Origin of the sequence: Halosolutus amylolyticus (assembly GCF_023566055.1) — an archaeon.
GTDB classification, from domain to species: Archaea; Halobacteriota; Halobacteria; order Halobacteriales; family Natrialbaceae; genus Halosolutus; species Halosolutus amylolyticus.
In genome coordinates, this window is the sequence record NZ_JALIQP010000002.1 from 837,661 (window position 1) to 853,882 (window position 16,222).

Genomic DNA, 16,222 nt, shown 5'->3' on the forward strand with positions numbered 1-16,222 from the left:
TCGTCACGTAAGTTTTGTCATCTATCCGACCGAAAGAACAGGACGAGGAGTCGTTACCGCTCCGAGTCGCGGCCGAGCCCCGGGATGAGACCGCCGCGCCGATCGGGGACGTGGACCGTGTGGTCGTCCTCGTCGACGAGCGTCGCGGTGAACGCCAGGCCGACGACGCTCGCGAGGATGAGCAGCCCACCGACGGCCACGAGCGAACCGACGCCCTGCAGGAAGAACCCGAGGACGAGTACCAGCGAGCCGACGACCTGGACGCCGAGCAGGCCGCCGAAGACGATCGTTTCTGTGTCCATGCTAGCACGGACGATCCGGACGGACGTAAAGGAATCACGCCGTGTGCCTGTATATCCGTCCGGTTGACCGGTTTCGGTTGCGTCCGGCGGTGAGAGCCGGCTCGATCGGGAATCAGGAGGGGACACTGGTCGGCCGAAGCGGTGACGGCCCCCCGGCTTCGAAATCCTTTTAGGCGCTACACGGGGATAGTAGGGTAACTGAGTGATATCATGGACGTCGACATCATCTCCGAGGAGGAGAACCCCATGTTGCATCGAACGGACGTGACTTTCGAACTGTCACACGAGGACGCGACGCCCGAACGCCTGCAGGTCCGGGACAGCCTCGCCGCGAAACTGAACAAGGACGCCGACGAGGTCGTCATCCGCAAACTCGACACCAAGTTCGGGATGCGCAAGACGGTCGGCCAGGCGAAGGTCTACGACACGGCCGACTACGCCCGCGAGGTCGAGCAGGACCACATGCTCGAGCGCAACAAGATCGGGGTCGAAGAGGAAACCGAGGCGGACGCCGAAGCGGAGGAAGCATAGATGGCGCGCTACGAACTCTACGACGAGGACGGCAGTACGGACCGCGAGCAGTGCCCCCGCTGTGGCGACGCGTTCCTCGCCGACCACGGCGATCGGACCCACTGCGGCAAGTGCGGCTACACCGAGTGGGAATAACGCCGTAGAGCCCACCGAGTCGTGAGCACTGGTATTCGAGTACTCGGGATCGAGGGTACCGCCTGGGCGGCCAGCGCGGCCGTCTACGATTCCGGGACTGACGAGGTATTCATCGAGAGCGACGCCTACCAGCCCGAGAGCGGCGGCATTCACCCGCGCGAGGCCGCCGAACACATGCACGACGCGATCCCGCGCGTCGTCGAGACGGCGCTGGATCACGCTCGCGAGACGGGCGATCGGCCCGAGGCCGAGTCCCCGATCGACGTCGTCGCCTTCTCCCGCGGTCCCGGACTCGGCCCCTGTCTGCGCGTGGTCGGGACGGCCGCCCGATCGCTGAGCCAGACGCTCGAGGTACCGCTGGTCGGGGTGAACCACATGGTCGCCCACCTCGAGATCGGCCGCCACACGTCCGGCTTCGACTCGCCGGTCTGTCTGAACGCGAGCGGCGCGAACGCGCACCTGCTGGCCTACCGCAACGGCCGCTATCGGGTCCTCGGGGAGACGATGGACACCGGCGTCGGCAACGCGATCGACAAGTTCACCCGCCACGTCGGCTGGTCACACCCCGGCGGGCCGAAGGTCGAGGAAGCGGCGAAAGAGGGCGAGTACGTCGACCTTCCGTACGTCGTCAAGGGGATGGACTTCTCCTTCTCGGGGATCATGAGCGCCGCCAAGCAAGCCTACGACGACGGGGTTCCGGTCGAGGACGTCTGTTACTCGCTCCAGGAGACGGTTTTCGGAATGCTCACCGAGGTCTCTGAACGGGCGCTCTCGCTGACCGGCAGCGACGAACTCGTCCTCGGCGGGGGCGTCGGGCAGAACGCCCGCCTGCGCGAGATGCTCCGGGAGATGTGCACGCAACGCGGAGCCGAGTTCCACGCGCCCGAGCCGCGATTCCTGCGGGACAACGCGGGAATGATCGCCGTCCTGGGCGCGAAGATGTACGACGCGGGCGACACCCTCGCGATCGAGGACTCGTGCGTCGATCCGGACTTCCGGCCCGACCAGGTCCCGGTCACGTGGCGAGCGAGGTCCGAACGAAGCGAGGGCCTCGGATACGCGAGCGGTGACGCCAGGAACCGCGAGCAGACCGACGAACCGGAACTCGCCCCCGGTCGCGGCGACGGCCCCCTGCAGGGCGCCGAAGCGATCGTCGACCTCGATCCCGAGGCCGGCCGGGTGACGAAACACCGCGAGGCCAAGACCTACCGTCACCCCGCTCTCGACGATCGACTCCGTCGGGAACGAACCCGCATCGAGGCCCGCCTCACGAGTCAGGCCCGCAGGGAGGGCGTGCCGACGCCGGTGCTCTCGGACGTCGACCCCCACGAGTCGCGACTGGAACTCGAGTACGTCGGCGATCGGGACCTCCGGGCGATCGTCCGGGGTGCGGACACGGCTGCCGCGGCCGATCGAGTCCGTGACGTCGGCCGGCACCTCGCGCTGTTGCACCGGGCCGGGTTCGTCCACGGCGATCCGACGACGCGGAACGTCAGAGTCAATTCGGACCGTACCTACCTCATCGACTTCGGCCTCGGCTACCACACCGATCACGTCGAGGACTACGCGATGGATCTCCACGTCTTCGACCAGAGCCTCGTCGGCACTGCGGCCGATCCCGGCCCCCTTCGGGAGGCCGTCCGCGAGGGGTATCGCGAGGCCGGGCAGGAGCGGGTTCTCGATCGGCTCCGGGAGATCGAAGGACGCGGGCGGTACGTCGAGGGCGATTCGTAGCTCCGTCGCCGGACGGCCGGACGATCGCGGGAATCGCGATCCCGTTCGAGGGATTCATTCGACGGTTCAATCGGCGTGCCATCGAATCCAGTTTCCGTACGATTCGAACCGTGCGAGCCGCGATTCCGTCGCGTCCCCGTCGACGAACGTCACCAGCCTGTACGTCGGTTTCCCGAGTTCTTCGTCGGGATCGATAGCGAGCCACCGAACGGGCTGTTCAGTGCTGTACTCGGCGAGGAGCGATCGAAGGTGCGCGATCGTCTCGGCCTCGAGTTGGTAGAGAACGTGCGTGCTGAACACGACGAGCGCGGGGTCGGCCGGCGCTTCCGAGAGCTGCTTCGGCAGTTCCTCGAGGACGTCCCCCTCGACGAGCGCTGGTGGATTCTCACGTGCCACCTCGATCGCGGCGGCGAGCCGATCGCGGCGGCGACGGCGGCCGGGAGGAATCAACGCGCGAAGCCACCGAACGTCGTCCTCGTCCGTCACGTCGAGGGGGTTCAGATCGATACCGCGCCGACGAGCGACCGGGGGGAACGTCCGGGAGAGCGGCGGCCGGCGCTCTCCGCGCACTTCGGTCGCGATCGTGACCGGTGAATCGGGGTCGCCGAACGTCCTGACGCCGGAAACATCGTACCGGTACCGATCCCAGTTGAGGTTGAGGCCAGCACTCGACCCGATCTCGATCTGGGCCAGGGAGTCGGTCGCTGCGGTTCGGGCGACGTGTTCGAACGCCGGACAGAGGACGGCCGAACGGCCGACGTCGTTCGTCTGGCAACGACGCGTCGCGATGACGGACCGCAACCGTTGCTCGTTCACCAGGCAAAAGTCGCGGAAGTGAGGGACCGGATCGTCGTCGGGTTCGTCTCCGCCGCACGAGGGGTAAAACCGGGCGAGCGGGTGCTCCCGGCCCTCCAGCAAGAGCGCCTGTACCGCCGCGAGCAGGAGCTGTGGTTCGGGCTGTCCCGCACTGGCTTCCGACGAGACGTCGAGGAGGTCGGGATCGTCGGCCACGGCCCTGGTGAGGACCGCGTACAGCGGCGACGTCTCCTCGACCCACTCTGCGTACCGTCTGAACGTTTCGGCGCGGTCCATGCACCCACATATCAGACACGCTTCATGAAAGTTTGCCCGCAACTCCGTTGGGCCAGCTCGCGACGCGACTCGACGGCACCGAGACCGGGTCAGCGACGATCGACGATAGCGCGGGACCGAAGGTCCCGCGGACCATGCGAACGGCGCTTCGCGCCGTGAGCGGACGTCGCCCGCGAACTGGACTGCGGGACCGCGACAGCCGCGGAACGCCTCCAGAAGGAGGAGTCGAAACTGATCGGAGCGCTGTTCGAGCGGTGACGGTCGATCGTGAACCGCGCTCTGGAAGATCGAGGCCGGTTCCCGCGGTGAGAGTGGATGGCCGGAGTTATTTCGGGACGCCCAGCGGTCGTTTACAGTTCTTGCAGAGGAACAGATTTCGATTCCCGTAGAGGCTGATGTCGTTCCCGTCGAACTCGACTTCGGTCACCTCGTGTCCCTCGACGAGTTGCGCTTTCGATTCGATCGTCGTTTCGCAGTCCGGACACGTAAGCTCGGAACCCATTGGGATACGTACGAAATCCGCGCGTAAATAGGTATCTCGGAACCGCTCGGCGGGGGAACGACCGTTTCGCCCGGTAGGTCGACGGTTGGAGATCGGAGGCTGTCGATCGGAAATCGGGGGGCTCTTGTCCGGACTGGTCCAGATCCGATCGATGAGCGACGTCCTGCTTACGGGGTACGGACCGTTCGGCGAGTTCGAGCGGAATCCCGCACTCCGGCTCGCGATGCGACTCGACGGCACCGAGGTCGGCGCCGGCTCGATCGTCGGCCGGGAACTCCCCGTCGCGTTCGATCGGGCGGCACCGCAACTCGAGGCCGCCGTGGAGGAACACGATCCCGCGATCGTCTGTGCCCTCGGGCTGGCCGGCGGCCGCAACGCGCTGACGGTCGAACGGGTCGGGATCAACCTCCGGGATACGGACGGCGTCCCGGACAACGCCGATCGAGAAGTGATCGACGAGTCGATCGCTCCCGACGGTCCGGACGCGTACTTCGCGACGCTCCCGGTGCGGGAGATGAAAGACGCGATGCGAGACGCGGGCGTCCCGACGCGGCTCTCGACCGACGCGGGGACCCACCTCGTAACAACCTGCTGTACGCGACACGGCACCTCGCCGAGACGACGGCCCGCGACTTCCGGGCGGGGTTCGTCCACGTCCCGTTCTCGCACGGGCAAGCAGCCGCACGGGACGAGGGCGAGCCGAGTATGGCGATCGAGACGATGGAAACCGGGATCGTCACAGGCCTCGAGACGGCACTCCGTACCGTGGACGATCCGGACACCGGTACCGACGCGGACCCCGGGAAGTGATCAGGTACCGCGACTGAACAATTTCCGGTATCGAGTCGGGCACACAATACTCTTATCGGGGGAGGCCGTACGTTCGCCCATGGCAGACAAATCCACCTCCGGTGAGGTTCTCGGGGTACCGTACAACTTCGAACGACCGAGCATCGGGCGGATGCTCTCGTCGTACTGGCGGCCCGGCGAGGGAATGCTCGTCGAGAAACCCTTCGGCGTCGGCTACACGCTGAACCTCGCCAACTGGCGATCGTGGGTCGTCGTCCTCGTCGCCGGCGCGCTCCTCTGGCAACAGGAACAGGGTGCAAGCGAGAGCACCGACGACACCGACGACGAACCGGTCGAAGTCATCGTCGACGACGAGAGCGGCGACTGATACGGACTGCTGTAGTCAATTACCGCCGACCACCAGAACGTGGTCGGTGATCGGCGGTAAATAGTTACAGCAATCCGTATGAGTCTCGGCGATCGCGTTTTCTGACAGCAGTGGCCCCGAGAGACGCCCAGCGGCGGGTCGATCGGTGCCCTAATCAGACGCTGTAGTCCGCCACGAATCGCTCGAGCGCCTCGTGATCGACCGATCGGTACGGCACGGACAGCGGCGAGATGCTGGTCCGATCGGCGAGGATCGCCCGGCGATCGGTGCCGGGGTCGTCGGGGATCGATCCGTCTGCCATCTGCTCCCAGAGCCGGTTGTGGAGCCGGAACTGGCCGTTCTCGACGCTTCCGTCCATCTCGTAGACCGTGGACGGGCGGGTGAGTTCGACGGCCCTCGTCTCCCGGTGGGGCCCCGGCGTGTTGACGTTGAGATAGTCGATTCGCTCGAAGACGTCGTTCGCGAGGGCGTACTCGACGAGGTCGGCCGTCAGCGTCGCCGGTTCCGCGAACGAGTCGGGCGTGAGGTCACCGTCGTGGTCGAGCGTGTTCATCGAGACGGCGATCGAGGGGGTGTCGAGAAAGGCGGCCTCCATCGCGGCGCTGACCGTGCCCGATCGCGAGAGGACGTACGCCCCGAGGTTCGCGCCGGGGTTACAGCCGGCGACCACCACGTCGGGTTCGGGGTCGAGCGCACCGAGTCCCACGACGACGCAGTCGCAGGGCGTCCCGTCGATCGCGTAGCCGAGGTCGTGATCGGCGTGGGGGACCGGACTCGAGAACTGCGCGTCCGCGAACCCGATCGTGGGTTCGTCGTCCTCGCCCGCCGTTCGACCGTACGTGAGCGAGCGGCCGACCGCGCTCCGGTTGTCCGCGGGTGCGAGCACCCGGACCGAGCCGATCGACGAGAGTTCGTCGGCCAGCGCGCGGAGGCCGGGCGCGTCGATGCCGTCGTCGTTGGTCAGCAGGATGTGAGGACCGTCGCTCATCTATCCGATGCTGGACCGGCGGTGAGTAAAAGCTAGCCGGTTGGGGACACGCGCTCTGCCCGACGGACGCCGGTCAGTCGATCGAGACCGACGTTCCTCGCTCGGCCGAGCGGTAGATGGCGTCCATCACGCGCTGGACGGTCAGCGCCTGATCGACGGTGCCGAGTCCGTGGGGAGACCCTGCGGCGACGGCCTCGAGGAACCGCCTGTCGCTGCCCTCCCAGCCGGTGTGGTCGATCGATCCCTCGGTCAGCGTCGCGTCGAGGTTGTGGTCCGTCCCCTGCGTGCCGCTTCGATACAGGGTGAGGGCCTCGCCGCCGAGTTCCAGTTCGGCGCCGGCCTCGGTGCCGCGGACGACGAAGTCGTTCGTCTCGGCCTGGTTTGCGGCCCAGGTGACCTCGAGCGAGACGGTCCGATCGTCCGCACAGCGGATCATCGCCGTCGCCGAGTCCTCGACGTCGAACACCGCGTCCTCGGTCTCGTCGTACCAGTCGCCGGGATCGACGTAGTCCTCGCGCCGGCCGAACTCGGTCCGGGTGACGGCGAAGACCTCCTCGACGTCGGGATAGCCCATGAGATAGAGCGCGAAGTCGATCGCGTGGACCCCGATGTCGACGACGGCACCGCCACCGGCCAGGTCCTCGCTGGTGAACCACGACCCGACGCCGGGGATGCCCCGCCGTCGGACGTAGTTCGCGTCGACGTGGGTGACCTCGCCGAAGTAGCCGTCGTCCCGGTAGTCGGTGAACACCGCCGGGGCCGTCGCGACGCGGTTGTGGAAGTTCACCGCGCAGAAGCCCTCGGCCTCCGCTGCCGCGTCGGCGATCCGTTCGGCGCTCGCGAGGTCGTCCGCGAGGGGTTTCTCGCAGAAGACGTCGTAACCGCGATCGAGCGCCGCGACGACCGCCCCCTCGTGGTACGTGTTCGGGGTCGAGACCGCGACGGCGTCCAGATTTTCGCCGTCGTACATCTCCGCGAACTCCTCGTAGGTCCGCGCGTCGTACGTCTCCGCGAACTCCGTGCGCGTCTCGGCGACGAGGTCGGCACCGGCGACGACGTCGTGGCCGAACGCCTCGGCGTTGGCGGCGTGTGTCTGTCCCATGAACCCGAGTCCGACGACGCCCAGACGGACGCGATCGTCTGCATTACTCATATGTCGAGTAAATGTCTCTCGTCGGTGAAAGAAGTATGCGTGGCGGCGACTCCTCGGCACCGACGACGATCGTGGCCCCGCCGATCGCTACCGATCGACTTCGCCCATGATGCAGTCCAGGCTCCCGATCGCCGCGATCAGGTCGGCGACGTACTCCCCGCGGACGATCTCGGGGAGGACCGAGAGGTTCGAGAAACAGGGACTGCGGATCTTGAACCGGGCGGGCGTGTCGGTCCCGTCCGATCGGATGTAGATCCCGAGTTCGCCCTTGGCACCCTCGACTGCACGATAGATCTCGGCGTCTGGGTCGGGTTTGAGCGTTCTGGGGACGTTGGCCTGGATCTCCCGCTCGTCCTCGGGCCAGTCCGCAAGCAGGTCGAGACACTGCCGGACGATCTTGGCGGACTCCTCGACCTCCCCCATTCGGACGAGTACCCGCGAGTAGTTGTCGCCGTCCGGTTCGGTGACGACGTCCCAGTCGAGGTTCGGGTAGTAGCCGTAGGGGTCATCGCGCCGGAGGTCGTAGTCGATCCCGGAGCCGCGAGCGACCGGCCCGGTACAGCCGTACTGTCTGGCCGTCTCCGGATCGAGGACGCCGGTGTCGACGCACCGGTGCTGGAACACCTCGTTTGTGACGAGCAGATCGTGGTACTCGTCGATCTTCGCGGGGAGGCCGTCGAGGACGTCCCTGACCCCGGCGAGGAACTCCTCGCGGGGTTTAGGCAGGTCCCACGCGACCCCACCCAGCCGGAAGTAGTTGAACATCATCCGCTGGCCGGTCAGATCCTCCAGAATATCGAGCACGAGTTCCCGATCGCGCATGGCGTACTGGAAGGTCGCGGTGAACTCCCCGACGACGTCGAGCGCGTAGGTGCCGAGCGCGATGAAGTGGGCGGCCATCCGGGAGAGTTCCGCGCCCATCGTCCGGACGATCTGTGCGTACTCGGGGACCTCGATGTCGGCCAGGTCTTCGGCGGCGCGGGCGTAGGCCCACTCGTTCAGCAGGCCCGACGACACCCAGTCCCAGCGATCGGGGTAGGGCATGATCTGGTGACGGTACGTTCCCTGCTGGCACAGTTGCTCCTCACAGCGGTGGATGTAGCCGATGTCCGGGTCGACGTCGACGACGGTCTCCCCGTCGAGGACGGTCTCGACGTGGAGGACGCCGTGGGTCGAGGGGTGGTGCGGGCCGATGTTGAGAAACATCGTGTCCGACTCGGGGTCGCGCTCGTCGCCGGCGATCGGGTTCGCGTGCTCGGACAGCGTGACGACCTGTGGCTGATCTTGATCGTAGTCGAGCGAGAGGGGGTGGCCCTGCCACGTCTCGGGCAACAGGATTCGCCGCAGGTCGGGGTGGTCCTCGTACTCGATGCCGACGAGGTCGTAGGCCTCCCGCTCGTGCCAGTTGGCCGTCGGATACACCGACGCGGCCGACTCGCCCACCGGGTCGTCAATCGGCGTCGGGACGACGACGCTCGCCTCGCGGGTCGGGTCGGCGTAGGATCGCAGGTGGTAGATCGTCTCGAACCGATCGGGGTACTGCTGGGCCGTGACGCAGGCGCAGTGGTCGAACCCGGCCTCGTCCCGGAGCGCGGTCAGCGCCGACTGTACGTCGTCCGGTCGGACGACGACCCCGGGCGCGTTCAGGTGGTCGTCGCGATCGATCGCGTACTCGGAGACCACGTCCGGGAGGAGACGATCGGTTCCCGATCCCTCGGGCGACTCCTCGAGTGACGAGTGTGCGGCCATACCCCCTGTTTGGGACAGGACGGGCGAGTCGCTACTGCGCCACGGGCTAGGCTATTTATATTAGCCTCCTGAACCGTACGGCCATGAAGACCGTCCGGCTCACCCTCCAGCATGACGCCGAGACGGTCCATCCGATGCACCGGTTCGTCGCGGATCACGACGCCTTCGAGGACTATCGGATGGTCCACGGGAACTTCTCGGGTGCCGACGAACACGCGTTCATCTTCCACGTCGTAGGCGATCCCGATGTCTACGAGACGGCGCTCTCGGAGTTCGGCGGCGTCGAATCGTACGATCTCACCCGGACGGGCGACCGCTCGTTCTCGGTCTACGTCCGCGACGTCCCCGACGACGTCGGCAACCAGTTGATCGAGACGTTCTCCGGAGGGAGTCTCGTTCCGCTCCCGCCGCTCGAGTACCGATCGGACTGGTCGGTCCGCTTTTCGGTCGTCGGCGAACCCGAGGACCTCAAACGGGCGCTGGCGCAGATCCCCGACGGGATCGAACCGACCGTCGACGGGGTCGGCGAGTACGACGGTAGCGACGCCGTCACCGGGGCGCTGACCGCCCGACAGCGCGAGGCCCTCCGCGTCGGTCGCGACCTCGGCTACTTCGACGTGCCGCGATCGGCGAGCGTCGAGGACGTGGCAGCGGAACTGGACTGCGCACCGGGGACGGCCGCCGAACACCTCCGGAAGGCGGCGGCGACGGTGATGGACGAACTCGAGTTGTAAACGCGAGCCAGAATCGATCCGACAGCAGTCGTCCGATCGTCATCTCCGTTCGACCGCTGTCCGTGCGTCCGATCGCCGGCCCTACGCCCGGCCGCCGTGTTTGCGGTACCAGACCTGCTCGCCGATCGGGGACTCGTCCGGGTCGATGTCCAGTCTGCGCAGGACCAGGTCCCGGACCGCGACCGTGACGACGAGGTCGATCGTCTCTCCGGCCTCGGTCCGGACGGCGACCACGCAGTGGCCGTCCCGCTCGTCGATGCGTTCGATCGTGCCGATCGACCACCGCTCGATGTCGTGGGTGGGTCGTCTCGCGTGGATCCGATCGTGACTCGCGGGCATCCTGACTCACGGTTGGCGGGGCACGAACTTGCGCTCGTCGCCCGACGATCGGTGCCGGGAGCGCCGGGAGCCAACCGACGGGATTTTGCCACCGCCGGCCGCCCACTCGTACATGACCATCCGATTCGTCACGGGGAACGAGGGCAAGGTCGAGGAAGCGCGCGAGTATCTCGACGGGATCGACGACGTCGAACAGGTCGCGTTCGACTACACCGAGATCCAGAGCGACTCGCTCGCGGACATCGCGGCCCACGGCGCACGCGAGGCGTTCGAGGCGCTCGGCGGCGAGGACCCGGTCCTCGTCGACGACGCGGGCCTGTTCGTCGACGCGCTCGGGGGCTTTCCGGGGCCGTACTCGGCGTACGTCGAAGACACGGTCGGGGTCGATCGGCTCTGGCGACTGGCGGAAGGGGAGGAGAACCGCCGCGCGCGATTCCGGACGGTGCTGGCGTACGCCGGGAGCGAGGTGCCACGGACCTCGAAAAGCGAGGTGCCACGGACCTCGAAAAGCGAGGTGCCACGGACCTCGAAAAGCGAGGTGCCACGGAACTCGAAAAGCGAGGTGCCACGGAACTCGAGCGAGATGGAAGACGACCCGCAGGCAGTCGGCGTCGAGACGTTCGCAGGAACGGTCGCCGGCACGCTCGTTCCGCCACGCGGCGAGGGCGGGTTCGGCTACGATCCGATCTTCGAGTACAACGGCCAGACGATGGCCGAGATGAGCACCGCGGAGAAGAACGCGATCTCACACCGCGGCCGGGCGCTGGCCGAGTTCGTGGAGTGGTACGCCGATCGCCACGAGTGATATCGAACTTTTCCGATCCCCCGTTCCGGTAACCCCGCCAATTCTGTCCAGCGAATAGATCAGCACGAGGAGGCTTCCTGCAACCCTAGGCTTATATCGAGGTAGCCCGATATGGAGTGTGGAGACACAAGATGACGAATAGCTGTACGACGTCGAAAACACAGATCGGGAAAACACGATATGGCGTCGGACGGTGACCACCTCGCGGACGCCTGTTGCACGGTCGAGCAACTGCGCGACGACGTCGAGGATCCCGTCGCAGACCTCGAAGGGTTGCGATCGGACGCGGAGCGAGTCGAGACGCAGACCAGCGTCTACGGCGCGCTGGCGAACGAACACCGGGTTCGGATCCTCGAGGCCCTCCGCGACGGCGAGCGCTGCGTCTGCGAGTTGCAGGTCGTCCTCGACGCGCCGCAGTCGACGGTGGCGACGCACCTCCGGACGCTTCGCGACGCCGGCCTGGTCAAGAGCCGAAAGAAGGGGCGCTGGACGTACTACCGGATCGCCGACACCGCGGTCTTCGAGTTGCTCGACGTCGCTGCAGCCGTCGACGTCCCGAGCGACGACTGACGGCGACCCTGTACCGACGAGGAACGACACACGGACACTCCCACGATGACAGACGACACACTGACAGACCACGAACCGACCGAGACCGATCCGACGACCCGCCGATCGACCGTCCGCGAGGAGTACGGGTCGATCGCGAACACCGGCGGCGACTGCTGCGGCACGGGTGACGACTGCTGTGGCACGGACGAAATCGGCACCGAGGCCGACGGGACGGCCGCCGACCGGGCCCGCTCGATCGGCTACGACGCGGCCGACCTCGCGGACGCACCCGACGACGCGAACCTCGGACTGGGCTGTGGAAACCCCGTCGCGATCTCGAACCTCGAGGCCGGCGAGTCGGTACTCGATCTCGGCTCCGGCGGCGGGTTCGACTGCTTCCTCGCGGCCCGGGAGGTCGGTCCCGAGGGACGCGCGATCGGCGTCGACATGACGCCTGAGATGATCGAGACAGCGCGGACGAACGCCCGCGAGAGCGACCTCGAGAACGTCGAGTTCCGACTCGGCGAGATCGAGCACCTCCCGGTCGCGGACGAGAGAGTCGACACGATCATCTCGAACTGCGTCGTCAATCTCTCGCCCGAGAAGCCGCGGGTACTCGCGGAGGCGTTCCGGGTGCTTCGACCCGGCGGCCGGCTCGCGATTTCGGATCTCGTCGCGACGGAACCGCTTCCCGACAAAGTTCGGGAGGATCCCGAGGCCGTCGCCGCCTGCGTGGGCGGCGCGGCGACCGTCGACGAGATGGAACGCTGGCTCGACGACGCGGGCTTCGTCGACGTCTCGCTCACGATCGAGGGCGAGTGGACCGACGACCTGCCGATCGTCTCCGCGCGGATCGAAGCGCGAAAACCCGACGAGTGAGGGTGCCGATCAGGCCCGCGGGTCCCGATCGGGGCCCGGATACGCGCCCTCCTCGACGGCCTCGTAGAGACTCTCGGGATCGAATAGCTGGGCGAACGCGTCCGGCGGCCGGACGCTGACGGAGACGCGGGGCTGGAGGGTCAGGCCGGCCTTCGCCGACCGGAGGCGTTCGTCGTAGGAGAGCAGGTGTGCGGCCTGACTCTGGTAGGCCGACGCCAGCGCGGGGTGGTCCTCCGGTGGATGCTCGACCGCGGTTCGATCGGCCGCGAGCCGGTCCCGGTGGTCGGCCGCGAGGTCGGGATCGGCCAGCGACGCCACGAGGCGTTCGGTTCGATCGAGGAGCGCGTCGCTCGCGACGAGGTCGATCCAGGAGTGACGGCGAACGTGATCGAGCGCCTCGCGGGCCGCGCCCCCGACGAGCAGGTCGGCCGCGAGCACGTCCGCACCGGCCACGACGCGGGCGGGGTTCGGCCCCTCACTCATCGCTCTCAGCCTCCTGGTCGGCGTACGTCTCGCGGACGGCATCGAGGTCGACGTCGTACTCGCGGCTCCGATCGAACAGGTCGCTCCAGCGCGCGGTCATCGGTGTCGGTTGAACGTGCAGGGTGAAAAGAACGCACGTCTCGCCCCGCACACACCGATTGAGCCGTTTATCGATCGAGCAGCCGGAACACCGCCGCGCCGAGAACGAACGCGACGCCGACGTTGACGGCGACGCCGAGGAAGCCGACGCCGGTCACGATCGCCAGCGATCGCACGCCGCTGACGGGATCGAGGGCCGCGCGGCCGAGTTCGAGCGCGACGACGACGAGCAGGACCCCGAGCAGTGCGAGGGGGAACGCCGCGAGGAGCGCTCCGCCCGCGATCAGCGCGAGCGCGAGGTAGCCCGCCCCGAGGATGACGTTCGCGCCGCCGGTTCGCGCGCCGAAGGCGTACTTGCCCGCGAGGCCGCCGCTCCCGTGGCACATCGGGACGCCACCGATCGGGATCGCGGCGAGGCAGGTGACGCCCATGCTCGTCGAGAGATCGTCGCTCGAGACGTCCCGGCCGTAGAGGTCGCCACAGAGCAGCGCCGTCGCGATCGCGGCGTTGCCGATCGTCATCCCGAGCTGGGCGACGGTGCCCTCGATGGCGGCCCCGCTGAACGTCGGCGTCCCCGCGGGGAAGAGCGTCGCCTGCGGGAGCGTCGGCGTCGGAACGCCGGCCGTCGCGACCGCGGCGACGCCCCCGAATCCGAGGACGACCAGCACGCTCGACTGGCGGTAGCCCGCGACTGCGAGCATCGCGACGATCGCCAGTCCCGCCGCCGCGACCGGCACGTTCCCCACCGAGAGGCCGATCGCCGCCTCGAGCAACAGCAGGGCGACGGCGAACTGGACGCCGCGGACCACGGGTTCGCCGACGATCCGCTGGAGCCGATCGACGAGGCCGAGGCGGCCGCTCGCGAGCAGGACGCCGCCCGCCAGCAGGCCCGCGGCGGCCAGTTCGGGGTACGAGAGCGAGCCGACGATCGCCAGCCCGACCAGCGCCTTCATGGGCTCGACCGAGAGCGGCAGTCCGTAGTAGAGCCCCCAGACGATCTGGAAGACGCCGAAGCCGACGAGGACGTGCGGGAGCGAGACGGACGTCGTCGCGGCGAGCGCCACCAGCAGCGGAAGGACCGTAACCGAATCACCTAGCGCACCCGTCAGTTCCGACGTCGAGAGTTCGAACTCGGTATCGGACGGCAGACGGGACGAGTAGGCCATCTATCCTCCGCTATGGGCGGGGCGCCCTTCACCGTTTTCAGAAACTGGTATCGATTTCGTTTTGTAGAGGAACAACTGAAATCGGTTACGGGGGCGATCGAGAGCGAATCGAGCGATCGGTTCGGGACCGGCGACCGGCCACCCCCCGATCGCCTCTGCGAGAAGGATTCAGGGGCCCGCAACCGGCTACCCGTCGATCGTCTCCTCGAGGATCGATTCGAGGTCGGCGACGGCGTCGTCCTCGAGCGGGCGAAGCGGCCGCCGCGGGGTGCCGACGGGCCGATCGCGGAGCGCGAGCACTGCCTTCACGCCGGGCACGCCGTAGCGGGACGTGACGGCCCGGTTGAGTTCGACCAGGTCGGCATTGTGCGATCGTGCCGCCGCGGGCCGATCGTCGCGGTCGGCGCGGTAGATCGCACTCGCGACTTCGGGTGCGACGTTCGCCACGGCGAGCACGCCGCCGTCGGCACCGGCCGCGAGGCCGGCCGCGTAGACGCTACCGCTCCCGACCAGGACCGAGAACTCCTCGCCCCGGGTCAGGCGGACGAGTCGCTGGAGCGATTCGAGGCTCCCGCTGGAGTCTTTGATGCCAGCGACGTTGTCGTGGGACGCGAGCGCCGCCGCTGCGTCCGGCGAGAGGGCGTGATCGGTGAACTTGGGGACGCTGTAGAGGTAGATCGGGATCGGCGAGGCGTCGGCCAGGTCGCGGTAGTAGGCGGCCAGTTCCTCGTCGTCCGAGCCGTAGTACGACGGCGTGACGACGAGCGCCGCGTCGGCCCCCGCACCCGCGGCGCGCTCGGTCGTCTCGAGCGTCGGTTCGAACCCCTCGTGACCCGTCCCCGCGACCACCGGGAGTTCGGTCGCCGCGGCGACGGTCTCGACGACCCGCACGCGCTCGTCGGGCGTCAGTAGCGGCGCTTCGCCCGTCGAGCCACAGGGGACGAGGAAGTCGATCCCGGCGTCCTCGAGCCAGCCGACCAGATCGGTCAGCGCGTCGTCATCGATCGATCCGTCGTCGTCGAACGGTGTGGCGATCGGCACTCCAGTTCCGTGCATGGCCGACGCTACGGCGGTCGACGGTAAAGGGCCGTCCGATTCGAAGCCGACACGAACGATCTGGTCCGCGTCGTCCGCAATCCGCCCCCGTTCGAACGCGTGTCACACCACCGGAAAGCTATTGGCCGATTGCCATGACGTGCGGGTATGGAACTCCGCCCCTTCGACGGGGAACAGGACGCGCGCGCGATCTGCCGAGTCAACGTGCTGGCGTGGCAAGAGGCCTACGAGGAATTGCTCCCCGACGAGGTGCTCGTGGGCCGGGATCCCGACCCGCCGGACGAACAGGTTCGGGAACTGGCCGCGGCGTTACGCACCGATCGGGACGGCATCTTCGTAGCAGAAGCCGACGGAGACGTCCGCGGATACAGCTATTTCCGATGGACGGAGACCAAACCGTTCGTCGGCGAGAACGAGGCCGGACTCAAGGAGATCTACGTCGAACCCGCCTACTGGGGCGAGGGACTCGGGACGGCACTCCTCGAGCGCGGCCTCGATCGGCTTCCCGAAACCATCGAACGCGTGAAACTCGAGATGCTGGACGGGAACGACGTCGGCCACCGGTTCTACCGCGCTCGCGGGTTCGAACGGACTGGATCGGCCGACTTCGAAATCGCGGGTGAAGCGTACCCGACCGTGATCTACACGCTCGAGTTGTGATCGAGGCGCTCGCCGGGGCGACGGGGTTCCAAGGCCGCTCGGCGACCCATCGCCGTCGGTGAACATCAGCACGGCTAAGCCCGTCC

Annotated in this window: 19 protein-coding genes and 1 pseudogene; 10 read left to right on the top strand and 10 right to left on the bottom strand. The window is 67.5% G+C overall.

Annotated elements, in window-relative coordinates; genetic code table 11:
• Nucleotides 1-53 precede the first annotated feature (53 nt).
• A complete protein-coding gene (locus tag MUN73_RS10520; RefSeq protein ID WP_250140422.1) occupies nt 54-302 on the bottom strand; it encodes a hypothetical protein in 249 nt (82 codons plus the stop codon).
• Nucleotides 303-512: 210 nt separating this feature from the next.
• On the opposite strand from MUN73_RS10520, the gene MUN73_RS10525 reads away from it, so the two are divergent.
• The 3 genes from MUN73_RS10525 to MUN73_RS10535 are packed head-to-tail and all read left to right on the top strand — an operon-like array spanning nt 513 to nt 2,702.
• The gene (locus tag MUN73_RS10525) at nt 513-833 is read left to right on the top strand and encodes a 30S ribosomal protein S24e (RefSeq protein WP_250140423.1); all 321 of its coding nucleotides are present in this window, start codon (nt 513-515) and stop codon (nt 831-833) included.
• On the top strand, nt 834-968 hold the full coding sequence (locus MUN73_RS10530) for a 30S ribosomal protein S27ae (RefSeq protein ID WP_250140424.1): 135 nt from the start codon (nt 834-836) through the stop codon (nt 966-968).
• Between the two features lie 21 nt (nt 969-989).
• On the top strand, nt 990-2,702 hold the full coding sequence (locus MUN73_RS10535) for a bifunctional N(6)-L-threonylcarbamoyladenine synthase/serine/threonine protein kinase (RefSeq protein ID WP_250140425.1): 1,713 nt from the start codon (nt 990-992) through the stop codon (nt 2,700-2,702).
• Nucleotides 2,703-2,768: 66 nt separating this feature from the next.
• Here the strand turns inward: MUN73_RS10535 and MUN73_RS10540 are convergent, their stop codons facing one another.
• Both MUN73_RS10540 and MUN73_RS10545 read right to left on the bottom strand, forming a co-directional pair.
• Nucleotides 2,769-3,794: a DUF2332 domain-containing protein gene (locus MUN73_RS10540; protein WP_250140426.1), complete on the bottom strand. Its 1,026-nt coding sequence runs from the start codon at nt 3,792-3,794 to the stop codon at nt 2,769-2,771.
• A 325-nt stretch (nt 3,795-4,119) separates the two neighbouring features.
• Nucleotides 4,120-4,296, bottom strand: coding sequence for a hypothetical protein (locus MUN73_RS10545; RefSeq protein ID WP_250140427.1), 177 nt, complete (start codon nt 4,294-4,296; stop codon nt 4,120-4,122).
• 151 nt (nt 4,297-4,447) lie between these two features.
• Here MUN73_RS10545 and pcp point away from each other — a divergent pair.
• Both pcp and MUN73_RS10555 read left to right on the top strand, forming a co-directional pair.
• Nucleotides 4,448-5,106: pseudogene (gene pcp / locus MUN73_RS10550) on the top strand (pyroglutamyl-peptidase I).
• 79 nt (nt 5,107-5,185) lie between these two features.
• Nucleotides 5,186-5,473, top strand: a complete 288-nt coding sequence (locus MUN73_RS10555) for a DUF5808 domain-containing protein (RefSeq protein ID WP_250140428.1) — start codon at nt 5,186-5,188, stop codon at nt 5,471-5,473.
• Between the two features lie 154 nt (nt 5,474-5,627).
• On the opposite strand, the gene surE is transcribed toward MUN73_RS10555, so the two are convergent.
• From surE to MUN73_RS10570, 3 genes are all read right to left on the bottom strand, one after another.
• Entirely contained in the window at nt 5,628-6,461 is an 834-nt protein-coding gene (gene surE / locus MUN73_RS10560) for a 5'/3'-nucleotidase SurE (protein WP_250140429.1), read from the bottom strand.
• A 73-nt stretch (nt 6,462-6,534) separates the two neighbouring features.
• Nucleotides 6,535-7,614 carry a Gfo/Idh/MocA family protein gene (locus MUN73_RS10565; RefSeq protein WP_250140430.1) on the bottom strand — a complete coding sequence of 360 codons (1,080 nt, stop codon included), beginning with the start codon at nt 7,612-7,614 and terminating at the stop codon, nt 6,535-6,537.
• A gap of 87 nt (nt 7,615-7,701) precedes the next feature.
• Entirely contained in the window at nt 7,702-9,363 is a 1,662-nt protein-coding gene (locus MUN73_RS10570; RefSeq protein ID WP_250140431.1) for an NADH-quinone oxidoreductase subunit D, read from the bottom strand.
• 83 nt (nt 9,364-9,446) lie between these two features.
• On the opposite strand from MUN73_RS10570, the gene MUN73_RS10575 reads away from it, so the two are divergent.
• Entirely contained in the window at nt 9,447-10,097 is a 651-nt protein-coding gene (locus tag MUN73_RS10575) for a helix-turn-helix domain-containing protein (RefSeq protein WP_250140432.1), read from the top strand.
• Between the two features lie 81 nt (nt 10,098-10,178).
• Here MUN73_RS10575 and MUN73_RS10580 read toward each other — a convergent pair whose 3' ends face one another.
• On the bottom strand, nt 10,179-10,436 hold the full coding sequence (locus tag MUN73_RS10580) for a DUF7861 family protein (protein WP_250140433.1): 258 nt from the start codon (nt 10,434-10,436) through the stop codon (nt 10,179-10,181).
• A 112-nt stretch (nt 10,437-10,548) separates the two neighbouring features.
• Here MUN73_RS10580 and MUN73_RS10585 point away from each other — a divergent pair, with 112 nt between their 5' ends.
• The 3 genes from MUN73_RS10585 (at nt 10,549) to arsM (ending at nt 12,672) form a co-directional block, all read left to right on the top strand.
• The gene (locus MUN73_RS10585; protein WP_250140434.1) at nt 10,549-11,241 is read left to right on the top strand and encodes a non-canonical purine NTP pyrophosphatase; all 693 of its coding nucleotides are present in this window, start codon (nt 10,549-10,551) and stop codon (nt 11,239-11,241) included.
• Between the two features lie 180 nt (nt 11,242-11,421).
• Complete coding sequence (locus MUN73_RS10590; protein ID WP_250140435.1) at nt 11,422-11,811, top strand: ArsR/SmtB family transcription factor; 390 nt, start codon at nt 11,422-11,424, stop codon at nt 11,809-11,811.
• Between the two features lie 45 nt (nt 11,812-11,856).
• Nucleotides 11,857-12,672: an arsenite methyltransferase gene (gene arsM / locus MUN73_RS10595; RefSeq protein ID WP_250140436.1), complete on the top strand. Its 816-nt coding sequence runs from the start codon at nt 11,857-11,859 to the stop codon at nt 12,670-12,672.
• A gap of 9 nt (nt 12,673-12,681) precedes the next feature.
• Here the strand turns inward: arsM and MUN73_RS10600 are convergent, their stop codons facing one another.
• The 3 genes from MUN73_RS10600 to MUN73_RS10610 form a co-directional block, all read right to left on the bottom strand.
• On the bottom strand, nt 12,682-13,155 hold the full coding sequence (locus MUN73_RS10600) for a DUF7384 family protein (RefSeq protein ID WP_250140437.1): 474 nt from the start codon (nt 13,153-13,155) through the stop codon (nt 12,682-12,684).
• A gap of 167 nt (nt 13,156-13,322) precedes the next feature.
• Nucleotides 13,323-14,420: a putative sulfate/molybdate transporter gene (locus MUN73_RS10605; protein WP_250140438.1), complete on the bottom strand. Its 1,098-nt coding sequence runs from the start codon at nt 14,418-14,420 to the stop codon at nt 13,323-13,325.
• A gap of 186 nt (nt 14,421-14,606) precedes the next feature.
• On the bottom strand, nt 14,607-15,476 hold the full coding sequence (locus tag MUN73_RS10610) for a dihydrodipicolinate synthase family protein (protein WP_250140439.1): 870 nt from the start codon (nt 15,474-15,476) through the stop codon (nt 14,607-14,609).
• 147 nt (nt 15,477-15,623) lie between these two features.
• On the opposite strand from MUN73_RS10610, the gene MUN73_RS10615 reads away from it, so the two are divergent.
• Complete coding sequence (locus MUN73_RS10615) at nt 15,624-16,136, top strand: GNAT family N-acetyltransferase (RefSeq protein WP_250140440.1); 513 nt, start codon at nt 15,624-15,626, stop codon at nt 16,134-16,136.
• Nucleotides 16,137-16,222 lie beyond the last annotated feature (86 nt).